This is a genomic window from Streptomyces sp. NPDC046859, from assembly GCF_040645135.1.
In the GTDB taxonomy this organism is placed as follows: Bacteria; Actinomycetota; Actinomycetes; order Streptomycetales; family Streptomycetaceae; genus Streptomyces.
On the sequence record NZ_JBEYXR010000001.1, the window covers coordinates 441,779 to 465,691 of the forward strand.

Sequence of the window (23,913 nt, forward strand, 5' to 3'; positions counted from 1 at the left end):
CCTTCTGCGCCCTGATCCGAACGGCAGGCGTCACGGTGGCGAGGGGAATCTGGCGTAGCGGCTGGATGCCGACGGCATGCCGAAGGCCCCGCCGCCCGCCCTGGGGAAGGGGGGCGCCGGGGCCTTCGGACCGAGCTGCTGGATCCGCACCCGCGTGGCGAACGCAGGCCGCGTGCGGATCCGGGGGTGCCGGACGGGAGCGGATGAGAGAGGGCCCGCTCGAGTCCCTCCGGCGGTCAGATCAGAGAGATGTCAGCCCTTGAGGGACGCGACCTTCGAAGCAAGCGCCGACTTCTTGTTGGCGGCCTGGTTCTTGTGGATGACGCCCTTGGAGACGGCCTTGTCGAGCTGACGCGCGGCAGCGCGCTGGTACTCGGTGGCCTTCTCGACGTCACCCGCGGCAGCGGCCTCGCGGGCCTTGCGGATCGCGGTCTTCAGGGAGGACTTGACGGCCTTGTTGCGCAGCCGGGCCTTCTCGTTGGTCTTGATCCGCTTGATCTGGGACTTGATGTTCGCCACGAATGAGCCTTTTCAGGTTCAGGCACGGGCCAGGAGCCTCCCGAAGCGGAGACCGGTCCCGTACCAGGTGATTTCTTGAAGGTGTGCCTCGCGCTGAGAGGGCAAGAGACACAGCCACCCAGACTAGCAGTGGGCCGAAGAATGGCCCAAACCCGCTCCACGTCGCCGCCCATGGGACCATGGAAGCCTACGTATCGATCCGACCCGAGGCATAAGGCGCCTCAAGAGACAGGACCCTGCGTGCCCGCGACCCCTAACCATGTGCCCGAGCCGAGCCGTACCGACCCGGCTCTGATCCGCAATTTCTGCATCATCGCGCACATCGACCACGGCAAGTCCACGCTCGCCGACCGGATGCTCCAGCTGACCGGGGTGGTCGAGCAGCGGCAGATGCGTGCTCAGTACCTCGACCGGATGGACATCGAGCGCGAGCGCGGCATCACGATCAAGTCCCAGGCGGTGCGTCTGCCGTGGGCTCCCACCCACGAACCCGGCAACACGCACATCCTCAACATGATCGACACCCCGGGGCACGTCGACTTCACCTACGAGGTCTCGCGGTCGCTCGCCGCCTGCGAGGGGACCATCCTCCTCGTCGACGCAGCCCAGGGCATCGAGGCGCAGACCCTCGCCAACCTCTACCTGGCGATGGAGAACGACCTCACGATCATCCCCGTGCTGAACAAGATCGACCTGCCGGCCGCGCAGCCCGAGAAGTTCGCCGAGGAGCTCGCCAACCTGGTCGGCTGCGACCCCGACGACGTGCTCCGGGTCTCCGCCAAGACCGGCGTCGGCGTCGACGCGCTGCTCGACAAGGTGGTCAGGGAGATCCCCGCGCCGGTCGGCGTCGCGGACGCCCCCGCCCGCGCGATGATCTTCGACTCGGTCTACGACTCCTACCGCGGTGTCGTGACGTACGTCCGTGTCATCGACGGCCAGCTCAACAAGCGTGAGCGCATCAAGATGATGTCGACGGGCGCCACCCACGAGCTGCTGGAGATCGGCACGAACTCGCCCGAGATGCTGTCGGCCGACGGCCTCGGTGTCGGTGAGGTGGGTTACCTCATCACCGGTGTGAAGGACGTCCGCCAGTCCAAGGTCGGTGACACCGTCACCAGCCAGCACAAGGGGGCCACGAAGGCGCTCGGGGGCTACAAGGACCCCAAGCCCATGGTCTTCTCCGGCCTGTACCCGCTGGACGGCTCGGACTACCCGGAGCTGCGCGAGGCCCTGGACAAGCTGCAGCTCAACGACGCCGCCCTCGTCTACGAGCCGGAGACCTCGGCCGCCCTCGGCTTCGGTTTCCGCGTCGGTTTCCTCGGGCTGCTGCACCTGGACGTGATCCGGGAGCGGCTGGAGCGCGAGTTCGGCCTCGACCTGATCGCCACCGCCCCGAACGTGGTCTACCGGGTGGTGATGGAGGACGGCAGCGAGCACACCGTCACCAACCCCAGCGAGTTCCCCGAGGGCAAGATCAGCGAGGTGTACGAGCCGGTCGTGCGCGCCACGATCCTCGCGCCGACCGAGTTCATCGGCTCGATCATGGAGCTGTGCCAGACCCGGCGCGGCACCCTGCTCGGCATGGACTACCTCTCCGAGGACCGGGTGGAGATCCGCTACACCCTGCCGCTCGCGGAGATCGTCTTCGACTTCTTCGACCAGCTGAAGTCCAAGACGCGCGGCTACGCCTCGCTGGACTACGAGCCCACCGGCGAGCAGACCTCCAGCCTGGTCAAGGTCGACATCCTGCTGCACGGCGACAAGGTGGACGCCTTCTCGGCGATCACGCACAGGGACCAGGCGTACGCCTACGGGGTCCGGCTGGTCGCCAAGCTCAAGGAGCTCATCCCGCGGCAGGCATTCGAGGTGCCGGTCCAGGCCGCCATCGGCTCCCGGGTGATCGCCCGCGAGACCATCCGCGCCATCCGCAAGGACGTCCTCGCCAAGTGCTACGGCGGTGACATCTCCCGTAAGCGCAAGCTGCTGGAGAAGCAGAAGGAAGGCAAGAAGCGGATGAAGATGGTGGGTTCCGTGGAGGTTCCCCAGGAAGCCTTCATCGCCGTGCTGAGCAGCGATGACAGCGCGGGGTCGGGCAAGGGCAAGAAGTAACCCCGGGTAACCCTGTGTGACCCGGCGAATCGCCACATCGGGGGGTCCGTCGTGCGAAAGCGCGACGGACCCTTTTGTGCGCGCGTCGTGACCGTTCGGAGGAAGTGACAGGGCGCAGGCTCTTACGCAGGGGGCTGCCGACCTTTACCCTGATCCCTGCTCGATAGTTACTCGCGAGTTAAACAAGCGAGTCGAACCAGCCGCACCGTCGCGGGCCCCCGGAGGATGTCGTGAGCCACCCACAGACACTGATCGAGAACCGCCCGCCCAGCGTGGCGACCCTCTTCCTGGAGCGCGTGGCCGCCACGCCGGACGCCGAGGCGTACCGCTATCCCACTCCGCCGGCGTCCGGGGAGGGCCCCGACGACTGGAAGTCGTTGAGCTGGGCGCAGGCCGCCGAGCGCGTGCACTCCATCGCCGCCGGGCTCATCGAGCTGGGTGTGCAGCCCGAGGAGCGGGTGGCGCTCGCCTCCTCCACCCGGATCGAGTGGATCCTCGCCGACCTGGGCATCATGTGCGCCGGCGCGGCCACCACCACCGTGTACCCGCAGACCAACGCCGAGGAGTCGGCGTTCATCCTCGCCGACTCCGAGAGCCGGGTGCTGATCGCCGAGGACGCGGCGCAGGTCGCCAAGGCGCGCGAGAAGCGGGCCGAGCTGCCGCAGCTCCTCCAGGTGGTCGTGATCGACGCGGCCGGGGTGGAGACCGACGACTGGGTGATCGGCCTCGCCGAGCTGGAGGCCCGCGGCGCCGCCCGGCTGGAGAAGGAGCCCGGGCTGATCAAGCAGCGGGTCGGCGCGATCACCAAGGACCAGCTCGCCACCCTGATCTACACCTCCGGCACCACCGGCCGCCCCAAGGGTGTGCGCCTGCCGCACGACAACTGGGCGTACATGGCGAAGGCGATCGCCGCGACCGGTCTGGTCGGCGAGGACGACGTGCAGTACCTGTGGCTGCCGCTCGCGCACGTCTTCGGCAAGGTACTCACCTCGGGCCAGATCGAGGTCGGTCACGTCACCGCCGTCGACGGCCGTGTCGACAAGATCATCGAAAACCTGCCGGTCGTGAAGCCGACGTACATGGCGGCCGTGCCGCGCATCTTCGAGAAGGTCTACAACGGGGTCGCCGCCAAGGCCCGCGCGGGCGGCGGGGCCAAGTACAAGATCTTCCAGTGGGCGGCCGGGGTCGCCCGCGAGTACGCCAAGGTCACCCAGGACAACTTCCGGCGCACCGGCACGCACTCCGCGCCGTTCGGCCTGGCCGCCAAGCACAAGGTCGCCGACACGCTCGTGTACACCAAGATCCGCGAGGCCTTCGGCGGCAACCTGCGCGCCTGTGTCTCGGGCAGCGCCGCGCTCGCCCCGGAGATCGGCTACTTCTTCGCGGGCGCCGGCATCCACATCCTGGAGGGCTACGGCCTCACCGAGTCCTCCGCCGCGTCCTTCGTGAACCCCGGCGAGGCGTACCGCACCGGCACGGTCGGCAAGCCGCTGCCCGGCACCGAGGTCCGTATCGCCGACGACGGCGAGATCCTGCTGCGCGGCCCCGGCATCATGGAGGGCTACCACGGGCTGCCCGAGAAGACCGCCGAGGTCCTGGAGGCCGACGGCTGGTTCCACACCGGCGACATCGGCGAGCTGTCCGCGGACGGCTACCTGCGCATCACCGACCGCAAGAAGGACCTCATCAAGACGTCCGGCGGCAAGTACATCGCGCCCGCCGAGGTCGAGGGCCAGTTCAAGGCGGTCTGCCCCTACGTCTCGAACATCCTCGTGCACGGCGCCGACCGGAACTTCTGCACGGCGCTGATCGCGCTGGACGAGGTCGCCCTGCAGCCGTGGGCCGAGGAGAACGGGCTCGCCGGCAAGCCGTACGCCGAGATCGTGGCGGCACCGGAGACCGTCGCCATGGTCGACGCCTATGTGCAGCAGCTCAACGCCGGGCTGCAGAAGTGGCAGACGATCAAGAAGTTCCGGCTGCTGCCGCGCGACCTCGACGTGGAGCACGGCGAGATCACGCCGAGCCTGAAGCTGAAGCGCCCCGTCGTGGAGCGCGAGTACAAGGACCTCATCGAGGAGATGTACGCGGGGACGCGGGAGGCCTGACCCTTCCGGTGGGGACCGCACGGCGTGCCGCGCGGTCCCCACGTCCGGGTCAGGAGCCGTGCGGACCGCCGGCCAGCTCCCGCAGCTCGCGGACCCGGTCGCGCAGCGTCGCGGTGTCCGGGGGATCCTCCCGGTCCAGGTCCCGTGCCAGGGCGTCCAGGCGCAGGAGGAACTCGGTGGGGCGCGGCGGCCTGCGCGCCAGCAGCCGGGCCAGCTGCTGGTTCTTGCGGTGCAGCTCAAGGAACACGCTGACCTTGGCACGCAGCACCCACGGGTCGAACGGCTTCGTCAGATAGTCGGCGGCTCCCGTGGCGTAGCCGCGGAACGCGAAGCCCGGCTCGTCGTCCGCGCCGGTCAGGAAGATGATCGGGACGTCCTTCGTCTGGTCGAGCCGCTTGATGTTCGCGGCGGTCTCGAACCCGTCCATGCCCGGCATCCGGACGTCGAGCAGCACCAGGGCGAACCGCTGCCGCAGCAGCGCCTTCATCGCCTCCTCACCCGACCGCGCCCGGACCAGAGGCTCGTTGAGGGACCCGAGCACGGCCTCCAGGGCGATCAGGTTGTCCTCCATGTCGTCGACCAGAAGGATGCCGGCACGCTCGTCGGCCGTTGCCTCAGCGATCATGGGAAAAGCCTCATTCGGTGATGGTGGGCGGGACCTCTTCCCTTCCGGAAGCGCCCGGTGCCGGTCCTGCGGTGGACGCCGGTGACATGGGGGAGTCCTCCGGGTCCGCGGCCCCGGGGTCCAGGAGGTCGCAGACGACGGTGAGCAGCTGGTCCACGTCCACCGGTTTCGGTACGTAGTCGTTGGCGCCCCGCGCGATGGACTTCTCCCGGTCGCCGGGCATCGCCTTCGCGGTCAGGGCGACGATGGGCAGGTCCGCCCAGCGCGGGGTGCGGCGGATGGCGGAGATCGTCTCGTAGCCGTCCATCTCCGGCATCATGATGTCCATCAGCACCAGCCCGACGTCCGGGGCCCGCTCCAGCGTCTCGATGCCCTCACGGCCGTTCTCCGCGTACAGGACCGGCATGCCGACGCGGCCGAGGACATGGGTGAGTGCGAACACGTTGCGGATGTCGTCGTCGACGATCAGCACCCGGCGCCCGGGCAGCACCCGTCCCGGGCGGCCGGTCCGCCAGGACTCCAGCTTGGCCGGCGCGGGCCAGGTGTCGTCCGCCTCGTGGACCGCCGGGAACGGCTCGGCCGACGGCTGCTGCGGCACCTGCGGCTGCCGCTGCTCGCCCAGCGCGCCGGTCACCGAGTGCCCGGGCCCGACGACGGGCACGTACAGGGTGAACGTGGAGCCCCGGCCCGGTTCGCTCTCGGCGACGATACGGCCGCCCAGCAGGCCCGCGATCTCCCGGCTGATGGACAGCCCGAGCCCGGTGCCCCCGTACTTGCGGTTGGTGGTGCCGTCGGCCTGCTGGAACGCCTCGAAGATGACCGGGAGCTTCTCCCGCGCGATGCCGATGCCGGTGTCCGACACCGCGAACGCGATGACCTCGTCGCCCTCGGCGCCGTAGCGGTGCTCGGGGTCCTTCACCCGGCCGACCCGCAGCTCGACCTTCCCCGACGCGGTGAACTTGACCGCGTTGGACAGCAGGTTGCGCAGGATCTGCTGGAGGCGCTGCTCGTCGGAGTACATCTCGTGCGGCACGTCCTCGCCGACCCGCATCTCGAAGGCGAGCCCCCGGTCCAGGGTGAGCGGGCGGAACGTGGCGTGGACGTAGTCGAGCAGCTTGATCAGCGGCAGCCGCTTGGGGCGTACGTCCATCCGGCCGGCCTCGATCTTCGACAGGTCCAGGATGTCGTTGATCAGCTGGAGCAGGTCCGAGCCGGAGCGGTGGATCGTCGTCGCGAACTGCACCTCCTGGTCGGACAGGCGCCCGTCGGGGTTGTCGGAGAGCAGCCGGGCCAGGATGAGCAGCGAGTTGAGCGGGGTGCGCAGCTCGTGCGACATGTTCGCCAGGAACTCCGACTTGTACTGCGAGCTGGTCGCGAGCAGGGCCGCCTTCTCCTCCAGTTGCGCGTTGGAGCGCTGGAGCTCCGCCTGCTGCAGCTGCAGTTCGTCCGAGCGTTCCTGGAGCTGGCGGGCCAGCCGCTGGGACTCGCCGAGCAGGGACTCGGTGCGGGAGTTGGCGATGATCGTGTTGATGGCGACCGCGATGGTGTTCACGAACTGGTCGAAGAACGCCAGATGCACGTCGGAGAAGCGGGAGAAGGACGCCAGTTCGATCACGCCGAGGAGCTTGTCCTCGAACAGGATCGGGATGATGACGACGCTGGTCGGGGCGGCTTCGCCGAGCCCGCCCGCGATCTTGATGTAGTCCGGCGGGGCCTCCTCGACCAGGATGCGCTTCTTCTCCCTGGCCGCCTGCCGGACCAGCCCGTGCACCGGGAGGCCGCCGGTCTCGATGGTGGTGCCCTGGGCGGAGCCGTACCCGGCGATGAAGGCGAGCCCCTTGGTGGGCACCGCCGTGTGCAGCGCCGCGCCCTCCTCGTCCGGGTCGGCCAGGAAGAACGCCCCGTACTGGGCGTTGACCAGCGGGGTCAGCTCGCGCAGCAGCAGGTCGGCGACCTCCATCAGATCCCGGTGCCCCTGCATCAGCGCGGCGAGCCGGGCGAGGTTGGACTCCAGCCAGTCCTTGGCGCGGGTCGTCTCGCGCAGATTGGCCACCATCAGGTTGATGTTGTCCTTGAGCTCGGCGACCTCGCCGCGCGCCTCCACCGTGATGGAGCGCGACATGTCGCCCTGCGTCACCGCGGAGGCCACCTCGGCGATCGCGCGGACCTGGGTGGTGAGGTTCGAGGCGAGCTCGTTGACGTTCGTCGTCAGGCGCTTCCAGGTGCCGTACACACCCTCCACCCGGGCCTGCCCGCCGAGCTGCCCGGCCGAGCCGACCTCGCGGGCCACCCGGGTGACCTCGGAGGAGAAGGAGGAGAGCGTGTCGACCATCGTGTTGATGGCGGTCTTGAGCTCCAGGATCTCGCCGCGCGTCGACGTCGATCTTCTTCGACAGGTCGCCGTTGGCGACGGCCGTGGTGACCTGGGCGATGTTGCGGACCTGCGAGGTCAGGTTGTCCGCCATCGAGTTGACGTTGTCGGTGAGGTCCCGCCACACCCCGCAGACGCCCAGCACCTGCGCCCGGCCGCCCAGCCGGCCGTCGGTGCCGACCTCGCGGGCGACGCGGGTCACCTCGTCGGCGAAGGCGCGCAGCTGCTGCACCATCGTGTTGACGGTGTCCTTGAGTTCGAGGATCTCGCCGCGCGCGTCCACGGTGATCTTCTTCGACAGGTCGCCGTTGGCCACCGCGGTCGTCACCTGGGCGATGTTGCGGACCTGCGACGTCAGGTTCAGCGCCATGAAGTTGACGTTGTCGGTGAGGTCCTTCCAGACGCCGGAGACCCCGCGGACCTGGGCCTGACCGCCGAGGTTGCCGTCGGTGCCGACCTCACGGGCGACGCGGGTGACCTCGTCGGCGAAGGCGGAGAGCTGGTCGACCATGGTGTTGATGGTCGACTTCAGCTCCAGGATCTCGCCCTTCGCCTCCACGGTGATCTTCTTGCCGAGGTCGCCCTGGGCGACGGCGGTGGACACCAGCGCGATGTTGCGGACCTGTGAAGTGAGGTTGTCCGCCATGAAGTTGACGTTGTCGGTGAGGTCCTTCCAGACGCCGGAGACGCCCCGGACCTGGGCCGGCCCGCCGAGGTTGCCCTCGGTGCCGACCTCGCGGGCGACGCGGGTGACCTCGTCGGCGAAGTCGGAGAGCTGGTCGACCATGGTGTTGATGGTCGACTTCAGCTCCAGGATCTCGCCCTTGGCATCGACGGTGATCTTCTGGCTCAGGTCGCCGTTGGCGACGGCGGTGGTGACCTGGGCGATGTTGCGGACCTGGGAGGTCAGGTTCGATGCCATGAAGTTGACGTTGTCGGTGAGGTCCTTCCAGACGCCGGAGACCCCCCGGACCTGCGCCCGGCCGCCCAGCCGGCCGTCGGTGCCGACCTCACGGGCGACGCGGGTGACCTCGTCGGCGAAGGCGGAGAGCTGGTCGACCATGGTGTTGATGGTCGACTTCAGCTCCAGGATCTCGCCCTTCGCCTCCACGGTGATCTTCTTGCCGAGGTCGCCCTGGGCGACGGCGGTGGACACCAGCGCGATGTTGCGGACCTGTGAAGTGAGGTTGTCCGCCATGAAGTTGACGTTGTCGGTGAGGTCCTTCCAGACGCCGGAGACGCCCCGGACCTGGGCCCGGCCGCCGAGGTTGCCCTCGGTGCCGACCTCGCGGGCGACGCGGGTGACCTCGTCGGCGAAGGCGGAGAGCTGGTCGACCATGGTGTTGATGGTCGACTTCAGCTCCAGGATCTCGCCCTTGGCATCGACGGTGATCTTCTGGCTCAGGTCGCCGTTGGCGACGGCGGTGGTGACCTGGGCGATGTTGCGGACCTGGGAGGTCAGGTTCGATGCCATGAAGTTGACGTTGTCGGTGAGGTCCTTCCAGACGCCGGAGACCCCCCGGACCTGCGCCCGGCCGCCCAGCCGGCCGTCGGTGCCGACCTCGCGCGCGACGCGGGTGACCTCGTCGGCGAACGCGGAGAGCTGCTCGACCATCGTGTTGACCGTCAGCTTCAGCTCCAGCAGTTCGCCCGTCGCCTCCACGGTGACCGTACGGGTCAGGTCGCCCCGCGCCACCGCCGTCGTCACCAGGGCGATGTCCCGCACCTGGGCCGTGAGCCGGGACGCCATCGTGTTGACCGCCTCGGTCACGTCCCGCCAACTGCCCGACAGCCGCTGCACCTTGGCCCGCCCGCCCAGCCGGCCCTCGGTGCCGACCTCCCGGGCCACCCGGGTCACCTCGCCGGTGAACAGGGAGAGCTGGTCGACCATCTTGTTCACCGCCCGGCCCAGACGGCGCAGGTCGCCGCGTAACTGGCGGCTGCCGTCGTGCAGGTCGACGCGCTGGGTGAGGTCGCCGCCCGCCACCGCGTCGAGCACCCGTGTGGCGTTGGCCGCCGGCGCCACCAGGGCGTCGAGCACGCCGTTGACGTCGTCGACCCGGGTCGTCCAGTCGCCCTGACCGGGGCTCGCCGACAGCCGCTCGTCGAGCCGGCCGTGCCGCACCAGCTCCCGTTTGACCCGCCGCATCTCCCCGTTGAAGTGGGTGCTGCGGTCCATGATCTGGTTGAAGACGGCGGTCAGTTCGGCCACGATGCCGTCCCCGGTCTCCGGGAGCCGGCGGAAGTCGCCGTCGCGCGCCGCGGTCATCGCGGCGAGCAGCGGGCGCAGCTCCGCCGCTCGAAATCGACCGTCATTCGGTCCGTCTTCGAGCACAGGCGTAGCAGGGTTCTCACTCATGGCGGCCCACTTCGGTAACTCGGTGCTTATGGGCGCGGCCAGTCTGTCACTCTGTCGGCGTCCGCTGAGGCGTATTCGTTCGAAGTGCTCGGGGAGCTGTCCATGGGGGCCATTCCGGTGCAACGGGAGACCGTCACCCGTGCCTCTGATGCGCCCGCGCACCTGGAGGACGCGCCCCCGCGCGCCCAGGACGCGCCCGCGCACCCCCCGAGTGCGCCCGCACACGGAGGCCCGCTCAGCGGTGCGCCCGCGCACCACACGGACGCGCCCGCGCACGGACCGGACGCCCCCGCACATCCGAGGGACGCCCCCGCGCCCGCCCTGCCGCCCGGGGAGACCCGTGCCACCCTCCCCGGCAGCCCTCTCTCCCCGGGCACCGCCCGCACCCTCGTGCGCACCGCCCTGACCGAGTGGGCGTGCTCCGGCCTCCCCGGCGCCGGCCGCATCCAGGAGCGGCAGATCCAGGACACCGTCCTGGCCGTCAGCGAACTCGTCACCAACGCCGTCGTGCACGCCGGCACGGACGTCCGGCTGACCTGCCGGCTGGAGCCGGACACCGGTGCCCTGGTCGTCGAGGTCCTGGACCACCACCCCTCGCGCGCCCCGCGCGACACCGAGGCCGAGGGCCCGTACGACGCCTCCGAGCACGGGCGCGGACTGCGCCTGGTGGCCCGGCTCGCCGAGTCGTGGGGCGTCACCTACCGCGCCGGGGCCAAGACCGTGTGGGCCCGGCTGCCGCCCGAGGACCAGGTGGGGGACGCGGACGGTGCGACGCGCACCTACGGCCGGGAGCACGGGCCGGACGGCGGACTGCGCGTCGCCGAGATCCTCGCGCCGGAGCCACGCCCGGCCGCGCCCCCCGACACGGCCGGGGAGCACCCCCACCGCGGGGAGCGGGAGCGGGACTGGCTCGACCGGGGCGCCCTCTCCTTCCTCGCCGAGGCGTCCGACCTGCTCGCCGGGCAGCTCGACGAGAACCTGGTCGCCGCGCTCGCCGGCCAGCTGATCGTGCCGCGCCTCGCCGACTGGTGCGCGGTGTGGCTGGAGGACGAGGTCGCCGGACGCTGGGGACACGCCGGCCCCGGCGAGAGCGGCCCGCCGGACGGCACCGGCCCCCGCCTGGCCCGCGTCTGGCACGCCTCGGAGAACCACATCGAGGACCTGCGCCACGTCCTGGGGAAGGAGCCCCCGCGCCCGGCGGACGACCACCGCACCGGGCCCGTCACCCACCCCTGGCCGGGCGCGGCGCTCGGCGCACGCGGAGCGCGGGGCACCGCGCTCGCGTACCGCCTGATCGCGGGGGGCCGCCCGCTGGGCACGCTGGTCATCGGGCGGGCCGGCGTGACGAGCTTCCCCGACGAGATCACCGGGCTCGTGGAGGATCTCGGCCGGCGGGTGGCCCTCGCCATCGGCGCGGCCCGCCAGTACGCCCGGCAGGCCACCATCAGCCGGGTGCTCCAGCGCGGGCTGCTGCCGGGCGCCGTCGCGAAGATCCCCGGTGTGGCCAGCGCGCTGGTGTACGAACCGTGCGACAAGGGCGGCCCGAGCGGCGACTTCTACGACCTCTTCCCGGCCCGCGACGGCCGCTGGTGCTTCGCCATCGGCGACGTCCAGGGCAAGGGGCCCGAGGCGGCCGTGGTGATCGGCATCGCACGCCCCTGGCTGCGGCTCCTCGCCCGGGAGGGCTACCGCGTCGCCGACGTCCTCGACCGCCTCAACCAGCTCCTCCTCGACGACGCCACCGAGGCCGCCGACGCCGCCGCCCGCGCCCTCGTCGGGCCCGTCGCCCCCGGCGACGGCCCGCAGACCCGCTTCCTGTCCCTCCTGTACGGCGAGCTGACCCCGTTCGACGGGGGCGTCCGCTGCACGCTCGCCTCCGCCGGGCACCCGCTGCCCCTCCTGCTCGGCGCGGACGGCGAGGTCCACACCGCCGCCCAGCCGCAGACCCTGCTCGGAGTGTTCGAGGACGCCACCTACACCAGCGAGACCTTCGAGCTGCGCTCCGGCGAGACCCTGCTCTGTGTGACGGACGGGGTGACGGAGCGGCGCAGCGGCTCCCGCCAGTTCGACGACGGCGACGGCCTCGCGAGCGCCCTGGCCGGCTGCGCGGGCCTGAACGCCGACCTCATCGCGGAACGCATCCGCAGGCTCGTGCACGAGTTCGGCGGGCGCCCACCGGACGACGATCTCGCGCTGCTGGTGCTCCAGGCCGAGTAACCCGAGCGGTGCGGGACAATGGAGCCCATGCCCTCCGCACTCCCCGACGGCGAGCCCGTCCCCGCCGACGGCGCGCTGCCCCCGCACGCGCTCACCGGCGCGGCCGACCGCCCCCTCGGCTTCTACCTGCACGTCCCGTACTGCGCGACCCGCTGCGGCTACTGCGACTTCAACACCTACACGGCGACCGAGCTGCGCGGCAGCGGCGGCGTCCTGGCGTCCCGCGACAACTACGCCGAGACCCTCGTCGACGAGATCCGCCTGGCCCGCAAGGTGCTCGGCGACGACCCGCGCGAGGTCCGCACGGTGTTCGTCGGCGGCGGTACGCCCACCCTGCTGGCCGCCGGCGACCTCGTACGGATGCTGGGGGCGATCCGCGACGAGTTCGGGCTGGCACCGGACGCCGAGATCACCACGGAGGCCAACCCGGAGTCGGTCGACCCGGCCTACCTGGCCACGCTCCGCGAGGGCGGCTTCAACCGGATCTCGTTCGGCATGCAGAGCGCGCGGCAGCACGTCCTGAAGGTCCTGGACCGCACCCACACCCCCGGCCGTCCCGAGGCCTGCGTCGCCGAGGCCCGCGCGGCCGGCTTCGGCCATGTGAACCTGGACCTGATCTACGGCACCCCGGGGGAGTCCGACGACGACTGGCGGGCGTCCCTGGAGGCGGCGATCGGCGCCGGGCCCGACCATGTGTCGGCGTACGCGCTGATCGTCGAGGAGGGCACCCAGCTGGCCCGGCGCATCCGCCGGGGCGAGGTCCCGATGACCGACGACGACGTCCACGCCGACCGCTATCTGATCGCCGACTCGGTCCTCGCGGAGGCGGGCTTCTCCTGGTACGAGGTGTCCAACTGGGCGACCACGCCGGAGGGCCGCTGCCTGCACAACGAGCTGTACTGGCGCGGCGCCGACTGGTGGGGCGCGGGGCCGGGCGCCCACTCCCACGTCGGCGGGGTGCGCTGGTGGAACGTCAAGCACCCCGGCGCGTACGCGGCGGCGCTCGCGGAGGGACGCTCGCCGGGCGCCGGACGGGAACTCCTCACCGACGAGGACCGGCGCGTCGAGCGCATCCTGCTGGAGCTCAGGCTCCGCGAGGGCGTACCGCTGGACCTGCTGCGGGAGGAGGGGCTGCGGGCGTCCCGCCGCGCCCTGTCCGAGGGGCTGCTGGAGCGCGGGCCCTACGACGAGGGGCGCGCGGTGCTGACCCTGCGCGGGCGGCTGCTCGCGGACGCGGTGGTCAGGGACCTGGTGGACTGATCACCGGGACAGGTGAACCGGTGCGGGACGCCGGTCCCCGGTGTCCCGTCGATCGGGCCGGTCTCCCGGCGCCTGGCACCGCTCGCTGATCCGGCCCGACCGGCAGGACACCCCGAGCCGCCGCCCCGCCCGGCGCTACCCGGTGACGAAGTCGATCAGCTCCTCGACCCGCCCCAGCAGCTCCGGCTCCAGGTCCTTGTAGGACCCCACCCGCTTCAGGATCGCCTGCCAGACCGCGCCGGTGTTGTCCGCAGGCCAGCCCAGCGCCCGGCAGACGCCCTTCTTCCAGTCCTGACCGTGCGGCACCCGGGGCCACGCCTCGATGCCCAGCGCCGCCGGCTTCACGGCCTCCCAGACGTCGATGTACGGGTGGCCCACCACCAGGGCGTGCTCGCTGGTGACCGCCTGCGCGATCCGCCACTCCTTCGAGCCCGGCACCAGGTGGTCCACCAGGACGCCCAGCCTTGCGTCGGGGCCCGGCGCGAACTCCGCGACGATCGCCGGCAGGTCGTCGACGCCCTCCAGGTACTCCACGACCACGCCCTCGATGCGCAGGTCGTCGCCCCACACCTTCTCGACCAGCTCGGCGTCGTGCCGGCCCTCCACGTAGATGCGCCCGGCGCGCGCCACCCGTGCCCGCGCGCCCGGGACGGCCACGGAGCCGGACGCCGTGCGCGTCGGACGCACCGGACCCGTGGCCGGCTTCACCAGGGTCACCACGCGGCCCTCCAGCAGGAAGCCCCGGGGCTCCAGCGGGAACACCCGGTGCTTGCCGAAGCGGTCCTCCAGGGTGACCGTGCCCGCCTCGCAGCGGATCACCGCGCCGCAGAAGCCCGTACCGGGCTCCTCGACCACCAGCCCCGGCTCCGCCGGGACCTCGGGGACGGACGCGGGCTTCTTCCAGGGCGGGGTCAAATCCGGGGAGTACTGGCGCATTCGGATGACGATAGGAGAAGCCGCCCCGCGGTCACCGCGACACGCCGAATCCGGCGGCCAGCTCGTCGCGCTGCCGCCGGACGAACTCCGCGTCCACCACCGCTCCGTGACCAGGCACGTACAGCGCGTCCTCGCCGCCCAGGTCGAGCAGGCGGTCCAGCGCGGCCGGCCAGTGCGACGGCACGGAGTCCGGGCCGGCCTGCGGTTCACCGGACTCCTCCACCAGGTCGCCGCAGAACACCACCTCCGGGTCGCCCGGGAGCAGGCCGGGCACCAGGACGACCAGGTCGTGGGCCGTGTGGGCCGGACCCACGTTCGCCAGCAGGACCTGGCGCCCGCCGCCGAGGTCCAGCGTCCACTCGCCGCTCACCGGATGGCGGGGCACGACCAGCGCGTCCGCCGCCTCCTCCGCCGCGGCCGCGTCCAGGCCGTGGCGCACCGCGTCCTCGCGCAGCTCCTCGCGCGCCCGCCGTCCCTCCAGGACGGTCTCCATGCCCACCGGACCGTAGACCTCCGCGCCCGCGAACGCCGCGGCGCCGAAGACATGATCGAAGTGGGGGTGGGTCAGCGCGAGATGGGTCACACGGTGACCCGTCAGCCACTGCGCCTGCGTCCGCAGCCGTGCCCCCTCCGCGAGGCTCGAACCGGCGTCGACGACCAAGGCGGTGCCGTCACCCGCGACCAGCCCCACGGTGCAGTCCCACCCCGGCAGACGGCACCGGCCCACCCCGTCCGCCAACCGCTCCCACCCCAGCTCTTCCCAAGTCACCGTCATACCGCGACGCTAGCCAAGACGCCCCCGCGGAGCACGGAGGCGAAACCGACCGGCCTTGCCCGGGGTGTACCCCGCCGCCGTACACTGGCCGGGGACGGCTGGCACTCGGATGGACAGAGTGCCAGGAACCGTGTCAAGGGGACCGACCACTGGAGGTGTGCGCGAGATGCTGAGTGAACGCAGGCTTCAGGTGCTGCGCGCGATCGTCCAGGACTACGTCGGGACGGAGGAGCCGGTCGGCTCCAAGGCGCTCACCGAGCGGCACAACCTCGGCGTCTCCCCGGCGACCGTGCGCAACGACATGGCGGCCCTGGAGGACGAGGGCTACATCGCGCAGCCGCACACCAGCGCCGGGCGCATCCCCACCGACAAGGGCTACCGGCTCTTCGTCGACAAGCTCGCCGGTGTGAAGCCGATGACCCCGCCCGAGCGGCGCGCCATCCAGAACTTCCTCGACGGCGCCGTCGACCTCGATGACGTCGTCGCGCGGACCGTGCGGCTGCTCGCGCAGCTCACCCGGCAGGTCGCCGTCGTGCAGTACCCGTCGCTGACCCGGTCCACCGTCCGGCACGTCGAGCTGCTCTCGCTCGCCCCCGCCCGCGTGATGCTCGTGCTGATCACGGACACCGGCCGGGTCGAGCAGCGGATGATCGACTGCCCGGCACCCGTCGGGGAGGCCTCGCTCGCGGACCTGCGCGCCCGGCTGAACAGCCGGGTCGCCGGCCGGCGCTTCACCGACGTGCCCCGGCTCGTCGAGGATCTGCCCGAGGCGTTCGACGTCGAGGACCGCGGCACCGTCTCGACCGTGCTCTCCACCCTCCTGGAGACGCTCGTCGAGGAGAACGAGGAGCGGCTGATGATCGGCGGCACCGCAAATCTGACCCGCTTCACACATGACTTCCCCCTCACCATCCAGCCGGTGCTCGAAGCCCTGGAGGAGCAGGTCGTGCTCCTCAAGTTGCTGGGGGAGGCGGGGGATTCGGGCATGACCGTGCGGATCGGGCACGAGAACGCCTACGAGGGACTCAACTCCACGTCCGTCGTGTCGGTGGGCTACGGTTCGGGCGGCGAGGCAGTCGCCAAGCTCGGCGTGGTCGGACCGACCCGCATGGATTACCCGGGAACGATGGGAGCGGTACGCGCAGTGGCACGTTACGTCGGACAGATCCTGGCGGAGTCGTAGGTGGCCACGGACTACTACGCCGTCCTCGGCGTGCGTCGCGACGCGTCGCAGGAAGAGATCAAGAAGGCCTTCCGGCGGCTCGCCCGCGAGCTGCACCCGGACGTCAACCCGGACCCGAAGACCCAGGAGCGGTTCAAGGAGATCAACGCCGCCTACGAGGTGCTGTCGGACCCGCAGAAGAAGCAGGTCTACGACCTCGGCGGCGACCCGCTGTCCCAGGCGGGCGGCGGAGGCGCGGGCGGCTTCGGCGCCGGCGGCTTCGGCAACTTCTCCGACATCATGGACGCCTTCTTCGGCACGGCGTCCCAGCGGGGCCCGCGCTCGCGGACCCGGCGCGGCCAGGACGCGATGATCCGGCTGGAGGTCGAGCTCGACGAGGCGGCCTTCGGCACCACGAAGGACATCCAGGTCGACACGGCCGTCGTCTGCAGCACCTGCAGCGGCGAGGGCGCCGCGCCCGGCACCTCCGCGCAGACCTGCGACATGTGCCGCGGCCGCGGCGAGGTGTCGCAGGTGACCCGGTCCTTCCTGGGCCAGGTCATGACGTCGCGCCCCTGCCCGCAGTGCCAGGGCTTCGGCACCGTCGTCCCCACGCCGTGCCCGGAGTGCGCGGGCGACGGACGCGTGCGGTCCCGCCGCACCCTCACCGTCAAGATCCCGGCCGGCGTCGACAACGGCACGCGGATCCAGCTGGCCGGCGAGGGCGAGGTCGGCCCCGGCGGCGGTCCGGCCGGCGACCTGTACGTCGAGATCCACGAGCTGCCGCACAGCACCTTCCAGCGGCGCGGCGACGACCTGCACTGCACCGTCACCATCCCCATGACGGCGGCGGCGCTCGGCACCAAGGTCCCGCTGGAGACGCTGGACGGCATGGAGGAGGTCGACATCCGGCCCGGCACCCAGTCCGGCCAGTCGATCCCGCTGCACGGCCGCGGCGTGACCCATCTGCGCGGCGGCGGCCGCGGCGACCTCATCGTGCACGTCGAGGTGCAGACGCCCACCAAGCTCGACCCCGAGCAGGAGCGCCTGCTGCGCGAGCTGTCCAAGCTGCGCGGCGAGGAGCGGCCCCAGGGCCAGTTCCAGCCCGGTCAGCAGGGGCTGTTCTCGCGCCTGAAGGACGCCTTCAACGGACGGTGACCCGAGCGGCCCGATCCCTTCCGCCGCAAGGGGAAGGGCCGATTCGGACTTGTTCCGAGGACGTGACAACATGCGGGCATGTCCTCCGCACTGACCGATCTCCTGCCTCACCCGATCGTGCAGGCACCCATGGCGGGCGGCGTCTCCGTGCCGCGGCTCGCCGCTGCCGTGTCCGAGGCCGGCGGGCTGGGCTTCCTCGCCGCCGGGTACAAGACCGCCGACGGGATGTACCAGGAGATCAAGCAGCTGCGGAGCCTGACCCAGCGCCCCTTCGGCGTCAACCTGTTCATGCCCCAGCCGGAGCACCCCGGTGCGAGCACCGGCTCCACCGCGACGGCCGGCGCCGCGCCCTCCCATGCCGCGGCCGTGGACGTGTACGCGCACCAGCTCGCCGGTGAGGCCGCCTGGTACGAGACCGAGCTGGGGGACCCCGACAGCGGCCGGGACGACGGCTACGACGCCAAGCTCGCCGTGCTCCTCGACAACCCGGTGCCGGTCGTCTCGTTCCACTTCGGGGTGCCGGGCGCCGACGTACTGGAGTCCTTCCGGCGCGCCGGGACCTTCACCCTCGCCACCGCCACCACCCCGGACGAGGCCCTGGCCGTCGAGCGGGCCGGCGCGGACGCCGTCATCGCCCAGGGCGTCGAGGCGGGCGGCCACCAGGGCACCCACCGCGACAACCCGGAGGCCGAGGGGGCCGGACTCGGCGTGCTCACCCTGGTGTCCCAGGTCCGCGAGACGGTGGGCATCCCCGTCGTCGCCGCCGGGGGCATCATGCGGGGCGGCCAGATAGCCGCCGTCCTCGCCGCCGGGGCCGACGCCGCCCAGCTCGGCACCGCCTTCCTGGCCACCCACGAGTCCGGCGCGAACGTCGTGCACAAGCAGGCGCTCACCAACCCCCTGTTCGTCCGGACCGAGCTGACCCGCGCCTTCTCCGGCCGCCCGGCCCGCGGCCTCGTCAACCGCTTCCTGCGCGAGCACGGCCCGTACGCGCCCGCCGCCTACCCCGAGGTCCACCACCTGACGGTGCCGCTGCGCAAGAAGGCCGCCGCGTCCGGCGACGCGCAGAGCATGGCGCTGTGGGCGGGACAGGGCCACCGGCAGGCCCGGGAGCTGCCCGCGGGCCGGCTCGTGGAGGTCCTGGCCGCCGAGCTGCACGCCGCCTCGACAGCGTTGTCCGCCCACCCGAAGGGACCCACCCGATGACCGCGCCCGTGTTCGTCGTCGACTCCCTGGAGCACGCGGGCGGGCCGTACGTCCTGGACGGGCCCGAGGGCCGGCACGCCGTGTCCGTGAAGCGGCTGCGCACCGGCGAGGAGGTCGTCCTCACCGACGGGCGGGGGCACTGGGCCGAGGGCGTCGTCGCCGCCGCCGAGGGCAGGGACCGGCTGGTGGTGGACCTGGGCGCCGTGGCGGAGGAGCCCGCCCCCCGGCCGCGGATCACCGTCGTGCAGGCCCTGCCCAAGGGCGACCGGGGCGAACTGGCCGTCGAGACCATGACCGAGACCGGCGTCGACCGGATCGTGCCGTGGGCCGCCGGCCGCTGCATCACCCAGTGGAAGGGCGAGCGCGGCGCGAAGGCCCTCGGCAAGTGGCGGGCCACCGCCCGCGAGGCCGGGAAGCAGTCGCGCCGGGTGCGCTTCCCCGAGGTCACGGACGCGGCGACGACCAAGCAGGTCGCCGAACTCCTCGCGGGGGCCGCGTTCGCCGCCGTCCTGCACGAGGACCGGGACTACGGCAGCGAGCCGCTGGCGACCGCCGAACTGCCCTCCGACGGCGACCTGGTGCTCGTCGTCGGACCCGAAGGCGGCGTCTCACCGGAGGAGTTGGCCGTGTTCGAGGGGGCCGGGGCCCGGGCGTACCGGCTCGGCCGTTCCGTGCTGCGCACCTCCACCGCCGGGACCGCCGCGACGGCCCTGCTGCTGGGGCGCACCGGCCGCTGGTCCTGACACACCATGGCCGTATGCGCCCTACCGCGTCACGCGGGACAGTGGCAGGCTGCCCTTCCATGGGGGTATCGCACACGATCCGGGTCCGTGCGGCGCGAGGGGTCGCCGTGACGGCGCTCGCCGTGCTGGGAGCCGGCGGCATGGCCGCCTGCGATCCGGGCGGCCTGAGCGCCGCGTCCGTCGCGTTCACGACCGACCAGACCGTCACCGAGGAGCTGGAGCGGCAGAAGGCCGACGTCCAGTGGCTCAACTGCACCGGCTCCTACGACGGCGGGGGCGGCGGGAGTTCGCCGAAGGCCGGTGAGCGGACGGTCGTCAAGGTCGACTGCGAGGGCGAGACCTCCGACGGCAGGGACATCACCGTCACCGGCCGGATCACCCGGGCCGTCAGCGGCTCCTGCGTGCGCGGCGACCTCGTCGCGAAGGTCGGCGGCAAGGAGTGGTTCCACGTCAACGGGCTGGGCAGGTGCGACGCCACCCCGTCCCCCGTGCGGCCCGGCGACGGCGGGCAGCCCGGCCCCACCGTCACCGTGACCGTCACGAAGACCGTCTACTGCCAAGAGCGCCCGAACTGCTGGCCGGAGGGCAAGTGAGCGGTCGGCCACCGGACCGTGGGGAACCGCCCCGAAGCCCTGTCCGGCACGGCCGCCCTTGCCTAGGGTGATCGCGTGACACAGTCCGCGACCTCCGCCCCGGCCCCGCCCTCCTATCTGCGGTACCCGCATCTGCACGGCGACCTCGTCGCGTTCACCGCGGAGGATGACGTCTGGCTCGCCCCCCTCGACGGCGGCCGCGCCTGGCGGGTCAGCGCCGACAACGTCCCCGTCAGCTCGCCGCGCATCTCGCCCGACGGCACGACCGTCGCCTGGACGTCCACCCGCGACGGCGCGCCCGAGGTGCACATCGCGCCGGTCGACGGCGGCCCCTCCACCCGCCTCACCCACTGGGGCAGCCAGCGGACCCGGGTGCGCGGCTGGACCCCGGACGGCCGGGTCCTCGCCATCAGCACCTGGGGCCAGGCGGGCAGCCGCCGCACCTGGGCGCACGCCGTCCCGCTCGACGGCGGACCCGCCACCACCCTGCCGTACGGGCCCGTCGGCGACGTCGTGCACGGGCCGCACCTGCTGCTCGCCTCCGCGCCGATGGGGCTGGAGGCCGCCCGCTGGAAGCGCTACCGGGGCGGCACCGCGGGCAAGTTGTGGATCGACCGCGACGGCGACGGCGACTTCGTCCGGCTGCACGAGGAACTCGACGGGAACCTGGAGTGCCCCCTGTGGGCGGGCGACCGGGTCGCGTTCCTCTCCGACCACGAGGGCGTCGGCGCCGTGTACTCCTCCCTCGCCGACGGCTCCGGCCTGCGCCGCCACACGCCCGTCGGGGGCACCTCCCCCTCGAGCGCGGCCGAGAGCGGGGGAGGCTTCTACGCCCGGCACGCCTCCGGCGACGGCACGCGGGTGGTGTACGCGAGCGCCGGCGAGCTGTGGCTGCTGGACGACCTGGACACGGCCGAGCCGCGGCGCCTCGGCGTCCGGCTCGGCGGCCAGCGCACCGATCGCCGGCCGTACGTCCTGAACGCCGCCCGCTGGTTCGGCTCCGCGTCCCCCGACCACACCGCGCGCGGCAGCGCGGTCGCCGTCCGCGGCAGCGTCCACTGGGTCACCCATCGCTCCGGCCCCGCCCGCGCGCTCGCCGCCGAGCCCGGCGTCCGGGCCCGGCTGCCACGCACCTTCCGCACCGACGGCGAGGAGTGGGTGGTGTGGGTGACGGACGCGGAGGGCGAGGACGCCCTCGAGTTCGCCCCCGGGACCGGTCACACGCCCGGCGCCACCCCGCGCCGGCTCGCCGCCGGACGGCTCGGACGGGTGCTGGAGCTGGCCGTGGCCCCCGACGGCAGCCGGGCCGCGGTCGCCGCGCACGACGGACGGCTCCTGATCGTCGAGCGGGAGACCGGCGAGGTCCGCGAGGTGGACCGCAGCGCCGACGGCCCTGTCTCGGGGCTGGTGTTCTCGCCGGACTCGGCCTGGCTGGCGTGGGCGCACCCCGGACCCGACCCGCTGTCCCAGCTGAAGCTCGCCAACACCACCGACCTGTCGGTGTCCGAGGCGACCCCGTTGCGATTCCGGGACTACGCGCCCGCGTTCACGCACGACGGCAAGCACCTGGCGTTCCTGTCCACCAGGGCCTTCGACCCCGTCTACGACGAGCACGTCTTCGACCTCGCGTTCGTGGTGGGCTCCCGGCCGCACCTGATCACCCTCGCCGCGACCACGCCGTCCCCGTTCGGCCCGCAGCGGCACGGGCGGGCCTTCGACGCCCCGGACAAGGACGAGACCCCCGACAGCGAGGGCACCCCGGCCACCCGGATCGACCTCGAGGGGCTCGCCGACCGGATCGTGCCGTTCCCGGTCGAGGCCGCCCGCTACTCGCACCTGCGGGCCGCCAAGGACGGGGTGCTGTGGCTGCGGCACCCGGTGCGCGGCGCGCTCGGGGCGGCCCGCGCCGGCCTCGACGACCCCGAGCCGAAGACCGAGCTGGAGCGCTACGACCTCGTGCAGCGGCGCGTGGAGCATCTCGCCGACGACGCCGACCACTTCGAGGTCAGCGGCGACGGCCGGCGGGTGCTGCTGTGGACGGACGGGCGGCTCCGGGTCGTCCCGAGCGACCGGCGCGCCTCCGGCGACGAGGGCAGCGGCTCCAACGTCGCCGTGGACCTCGGCCGGGTGCGGCAGCGCGTCGACCCGTCGGCGGAGTGGCGCCAGATGTTCGAGGAGACCGGCCGCATCATGCGCGACCACTTCTGGCGGGCCGACATGAACGGCGTGGACTGGGCGGGTGTCCTCGACCGCTACCGGCCGCTGCTCGACCGGGTGGCCACCCACGACGACCTGGTGGACCTGCTGTGGGAGGTGCAGGGCGAACTGGGCACCTCGCACGCGTACGTCGGCGGGCGCGGGCACGGCGGCGGGCCCCGGCAGGGCCTGCTCGGCGCGGACATCTCCCGTCACGAGGACGGCAGTTGGCGCGTCGACCGGATCCTGCCGTCGGAGACCTCCGACCCGGAGGCCCGGGCGCCGCTGGCCGCGCCGGGCGTCGCGGTGCGCCCCGGGGACGCGATCGCCGCGGTGGCCGGGGTGCCGGTGGACCCGGTGACCGGGCCCGGCCCGCTGCTCGTCGGCACCGCGGGCAAGCCGGTGGAGCTGACGATCTCGCCGGCCGGCGGCGGGGAGGCCCGGCACACCGTCGTCGTGCCGGTCGCCGACGAGGAGCCGCTGCGCTACCACGCGTGGGTCGCGGACCGGCGTGCGTACGTCCACGAGCGGTCCGGCGGCCGGCTCGGCTATCTGCACGTGCCGGACATGCAGGCGCCCGGCTGGGCCCAGATCCACCGCGACCTGCGGGTCGAGGTGGCCCGTGAGGGACTGGTCGTGGACGTGCGGGAGAACGGCGGCGGGCACACCTCGCAGCTGGTCGTGGAGAAGCTCGCCCGGCGCATCGTCGGCTGGGAACTGCCGCGCGGCATGCGCCCGTACAGCTACCCGGTGGACGCGCCGCGCGGTCCCGTGGTGGCCGTGGCGAACGAGTTCTCCGGCTCCGACGGCGACATCGTCAACGCGGCGATCAAGGCGCTGGGTCTCGGGCCGGTCGTCGGCACCCGCACCTGGGGCGGGGTCATCGGCATCGACAGCCGCTACCACCTGGTCGACGGCACCCTGGTCACCCAGCCCAAGTACGCGATCTGGCTGGAGGGTTACGGCTGGGACGTGGAGAACCACGGGGTCGATCCGGACGTGGAGGTGGTCCAGCGCCCGCAGGACTGGGCGGCCGGCCGGGACGCCCAGCTGGACGAGGCGATCCGGATCGCCCTGGAGGCGCTGGAGAGCACTCCGGCGAAGACCCCGCCGGCCCTGCCCGACCGCTGAGGGACCGCCGCGCGATCACCCTCCGCGCGGCGGCCCCCGGCGGCGATACGATGCCCCGGTCACACCATCGCCGTCCAACGCCCGGAGGGACCATGGCTGGGGAGCCGCAGGACGACTGCCTGTTCTGCAAGATCGTCGCGGGGCACGTGCCGGCGACGGTCGTGCGGGAGACCGAGACGACCGTCGCCTTCCGCGACATCAACCCGCAGGCGCCCACCCATGTGCTGATCATCCCCAGGGCGCACCACAAGGACGCCGCCGCGCTCGCCACCGCCGACCCGGCGCTCGCCGCCGACCTCCTGCGCGAGGCCCAGGCCGTCGCCGACGAGGAGAAGCTGGACAGCTACCGCATCGTGTTCAACACCGGTGCGGGCGCCGGGCAGACCGTCTTCCACGCGCACGCCCACGTCCTCGGCGGCCGCGGTCTCGAGTGGCCCCCCGGATAGGC

At 72.4% G+C, this 23,913-nt stretch carries 15 protein-coding genes and 1 pseudogene; 11 read left to right on the top strand and 5 right to left on the bottom strand.

The genetic code is table 11. From position 1 onward, the window contains the following. Positions 1-252: 252 nt before the first annotated feature. On the bottom strand, positions 253-519 hold the full coding sequence (rpsT, locus tag ABZ899_RS01995) for a 30S ribosomal protein S20 (RefSeq protein WP_015660447.1): 267 nt from the start codon (positions 517-519) through the stop codon (positions 253-255). A gap of 240 nt (positions 520-759) precedes the next feature. Here rpsT and lepA point away from each other — a divergent pair, with 240 nt between their 5' ends. Together lepA and ABZ899_RS02005 are read left to right on the top strand one after the other, a co-directional pair. Beyond that, positions 760-2,628, top strand: a complete 1,869-nt coding sequence (gene lepA, locus ABZ899_RS02000; protein ID WP_361339336.1) for a translation elongation factor 4 — start codon at positions 760-762, stop codon at positions 2,626-2,628. A 230-nt stretch (positions 2,629-2,858) separates the two neighbouring features. Beyond that, positions 2,859-4,733, top strand: coding sequence for an AMP-dependent synthetase/ligase (locus ABZ899_RS02005; RefSeq protein WP_361339339.1), 1,875 nt, complete (start codon positions 2,859-2,861; stop codon positions 4,731-4,733). Positions 4,734-4,782: 49 nt separating this feature from the next. Here ABZ899_RS02005 and ABZ899_RS02010 read toward each other — a convergent pair whose 3' ends face one another. Further along, on the bottom strand, positions 4,783-5,358 hold the full coding sequence (locus ABZ899_RS02010) for a response regulator (RefSeq protein ID WP_361339341.1): 576 nt from the start codon (positions 5,356-5,358) through the stop codon (positions 4,783-4,785). 10 nt (positions 5,359-5,368) lie between these two features. Continuing rightward, positions 5,369-9,998: pseudogene (locus ABZ899_RS02015) on the bottom strand (HAMP domain-containing protein). A gap of 192 nt (positions 9,999-10,190) precedes the next feature. Here ABZ899_RS02015 and ABZ899_RS02020 point away from each other — a divergent pair. After that, positions 10,191-12,305 carry an ATP-binding SpoIIE family protein phosphatase gene (locus tag ABZ899_RS02020; RefSeq protein WP_361339344.1) on the top strand — a complete coding sequence of 705 codons (2,115 nt, stop codon included), beginning with the start codon at positions 10,191-10,193 and terminating at the stop codon, positions 12,303-12,305. A 27-nt stretch (positions 12,306-12,332) separates the two neighbouring features. Then, positions 12,333-13,565: a radical SAM family heme chaperone HemW gene (gene hemW / locus ABZ899_RS02025; protein WP_361339347.1), complete on the top strand. Its 1,233-nt coding sequence runs from the start codon at positions 12,333-12,335 to the stop codon at positions 13,563-13,565. Positions 13,566-13,700: 135 nt separating this feature from the next. Here the strand turns inward: hemW and ABZ899_RS02030 are convergent, their stop codons facing one another. Then, positions 13,701-14,501 (bottom strand): DUF3097 domain-containing protein, encoded by an 801-nt coding sequence (locus ABZ899_RS02030; protein WP_361339350.1) that lies wholly within the window; start codon positions 14,499-14,501, stop codon positions 13,701-13,703. A 31-nt stretch (positions 14,502-14,532) separates the two neighbouring features. After that, positions 14,533-15,276, bottom strand: coding sequence for an MBL fold metallo-hydrolase (locus tag ABZ899_RS02035; protein ID WP_361339352.1), 744 nt, complete (start codon positions 15,274-15,276; stop codon positions 14,533-14,535). A gap of 166 nt (positions 15,277-15,442) precedes the next feature. Between ABZ899_RS02035 and hrcA the strand changes: the two genes are divergently transcribed. The 7 genes from hrcA (at position 15,443) to ABZ899_RS02070 (ending at position 23,911) form a co-directional block, all read left to right on the top strand. Beyond that, complete coding sequence (hrcA, locus tag ABZ899_RS02040) at positions 15,443-16,459, top strand: heat-inducible transcriptional repressor HrcA (protein ID WP_361339355.1); 1,017 nt, start codon at positions 15,443-15,445, stop codon at positions 16,457-16,459. Continuing rightward, entirely contained in the window at positions 16,460-17,596 is a 1,137-nt protein-coding gene (dnaJ, locus tag ABZ899_RS02045) for a molecular chaperone DnaJ (RefSeq protein WP_361339357.1), read from the top strand. It abuts the gene before it with no gap. A gap of 78 nt (positions 17,597-17,674) precedes the next feature. Further along, a complete protein-coding gene (locus ABZ899_RS02050; protein ID WP_361339360.1) occupies positions 17,675-18,802 on the top strand; it encodes a nitronate monooxygenase in 1,128 nt (375 codons plus the stop codon). Beyond that, positions 18,799-19,545 carry a 16S rRNA (uracil(1498)-N(3))-methyltransferase gene (locus tag ABZ899_RS02055; protein WP_361339362.1) on the top strand — a complete coding sequence of 249 codons (747 nt, stop codon included), beginning with the start codon at positions 18,799-18,801 and terminating at the stop codon, positions 19,543-19,545. The genes ABZ899_RS02050 and ABZ899_RS02055 overlap by 4 nt, the downstream gene beginning before the upstream one ends. 140 nt (positions 19,546-19,685) lie before the next feature. Next, entirely contained in the window at positions 19,686-20,138 is a 453-nt protein-coding gene (locus ABZ899_RS02060) for a hypothetical protein (RefSeq protein ID WP_361339544.1), read from the top strand. Between the two features lie 75 nt (positions 20,139-20,213). Next, on the top strand, positions 20,214-23,465 hold the full coding sequence (locus tag ABZ899_RS02065; RefSeq protein ID WP_361339365.1) for a S41 family peptidase: 3,252 nt from the start codon (positions 20,214-20,216) through the stop codon (positions 23,463-23,465). Between the two features lie 92 nt (positions 23,466-23,557). Continuing rightward, on the top strand, positions 23,558-23,911 hold the full coding sequence (locus tag ABZ899_RS02070) for a histidine triad nucleotide-binding protein (protein WP_361339368.1): 354 nt from the start codon (positions 23,558-23,560) through the stop codon (positions 23,909-23,911). Positions 23,912-23,913 lie beyond the last annotated feature (2 nt).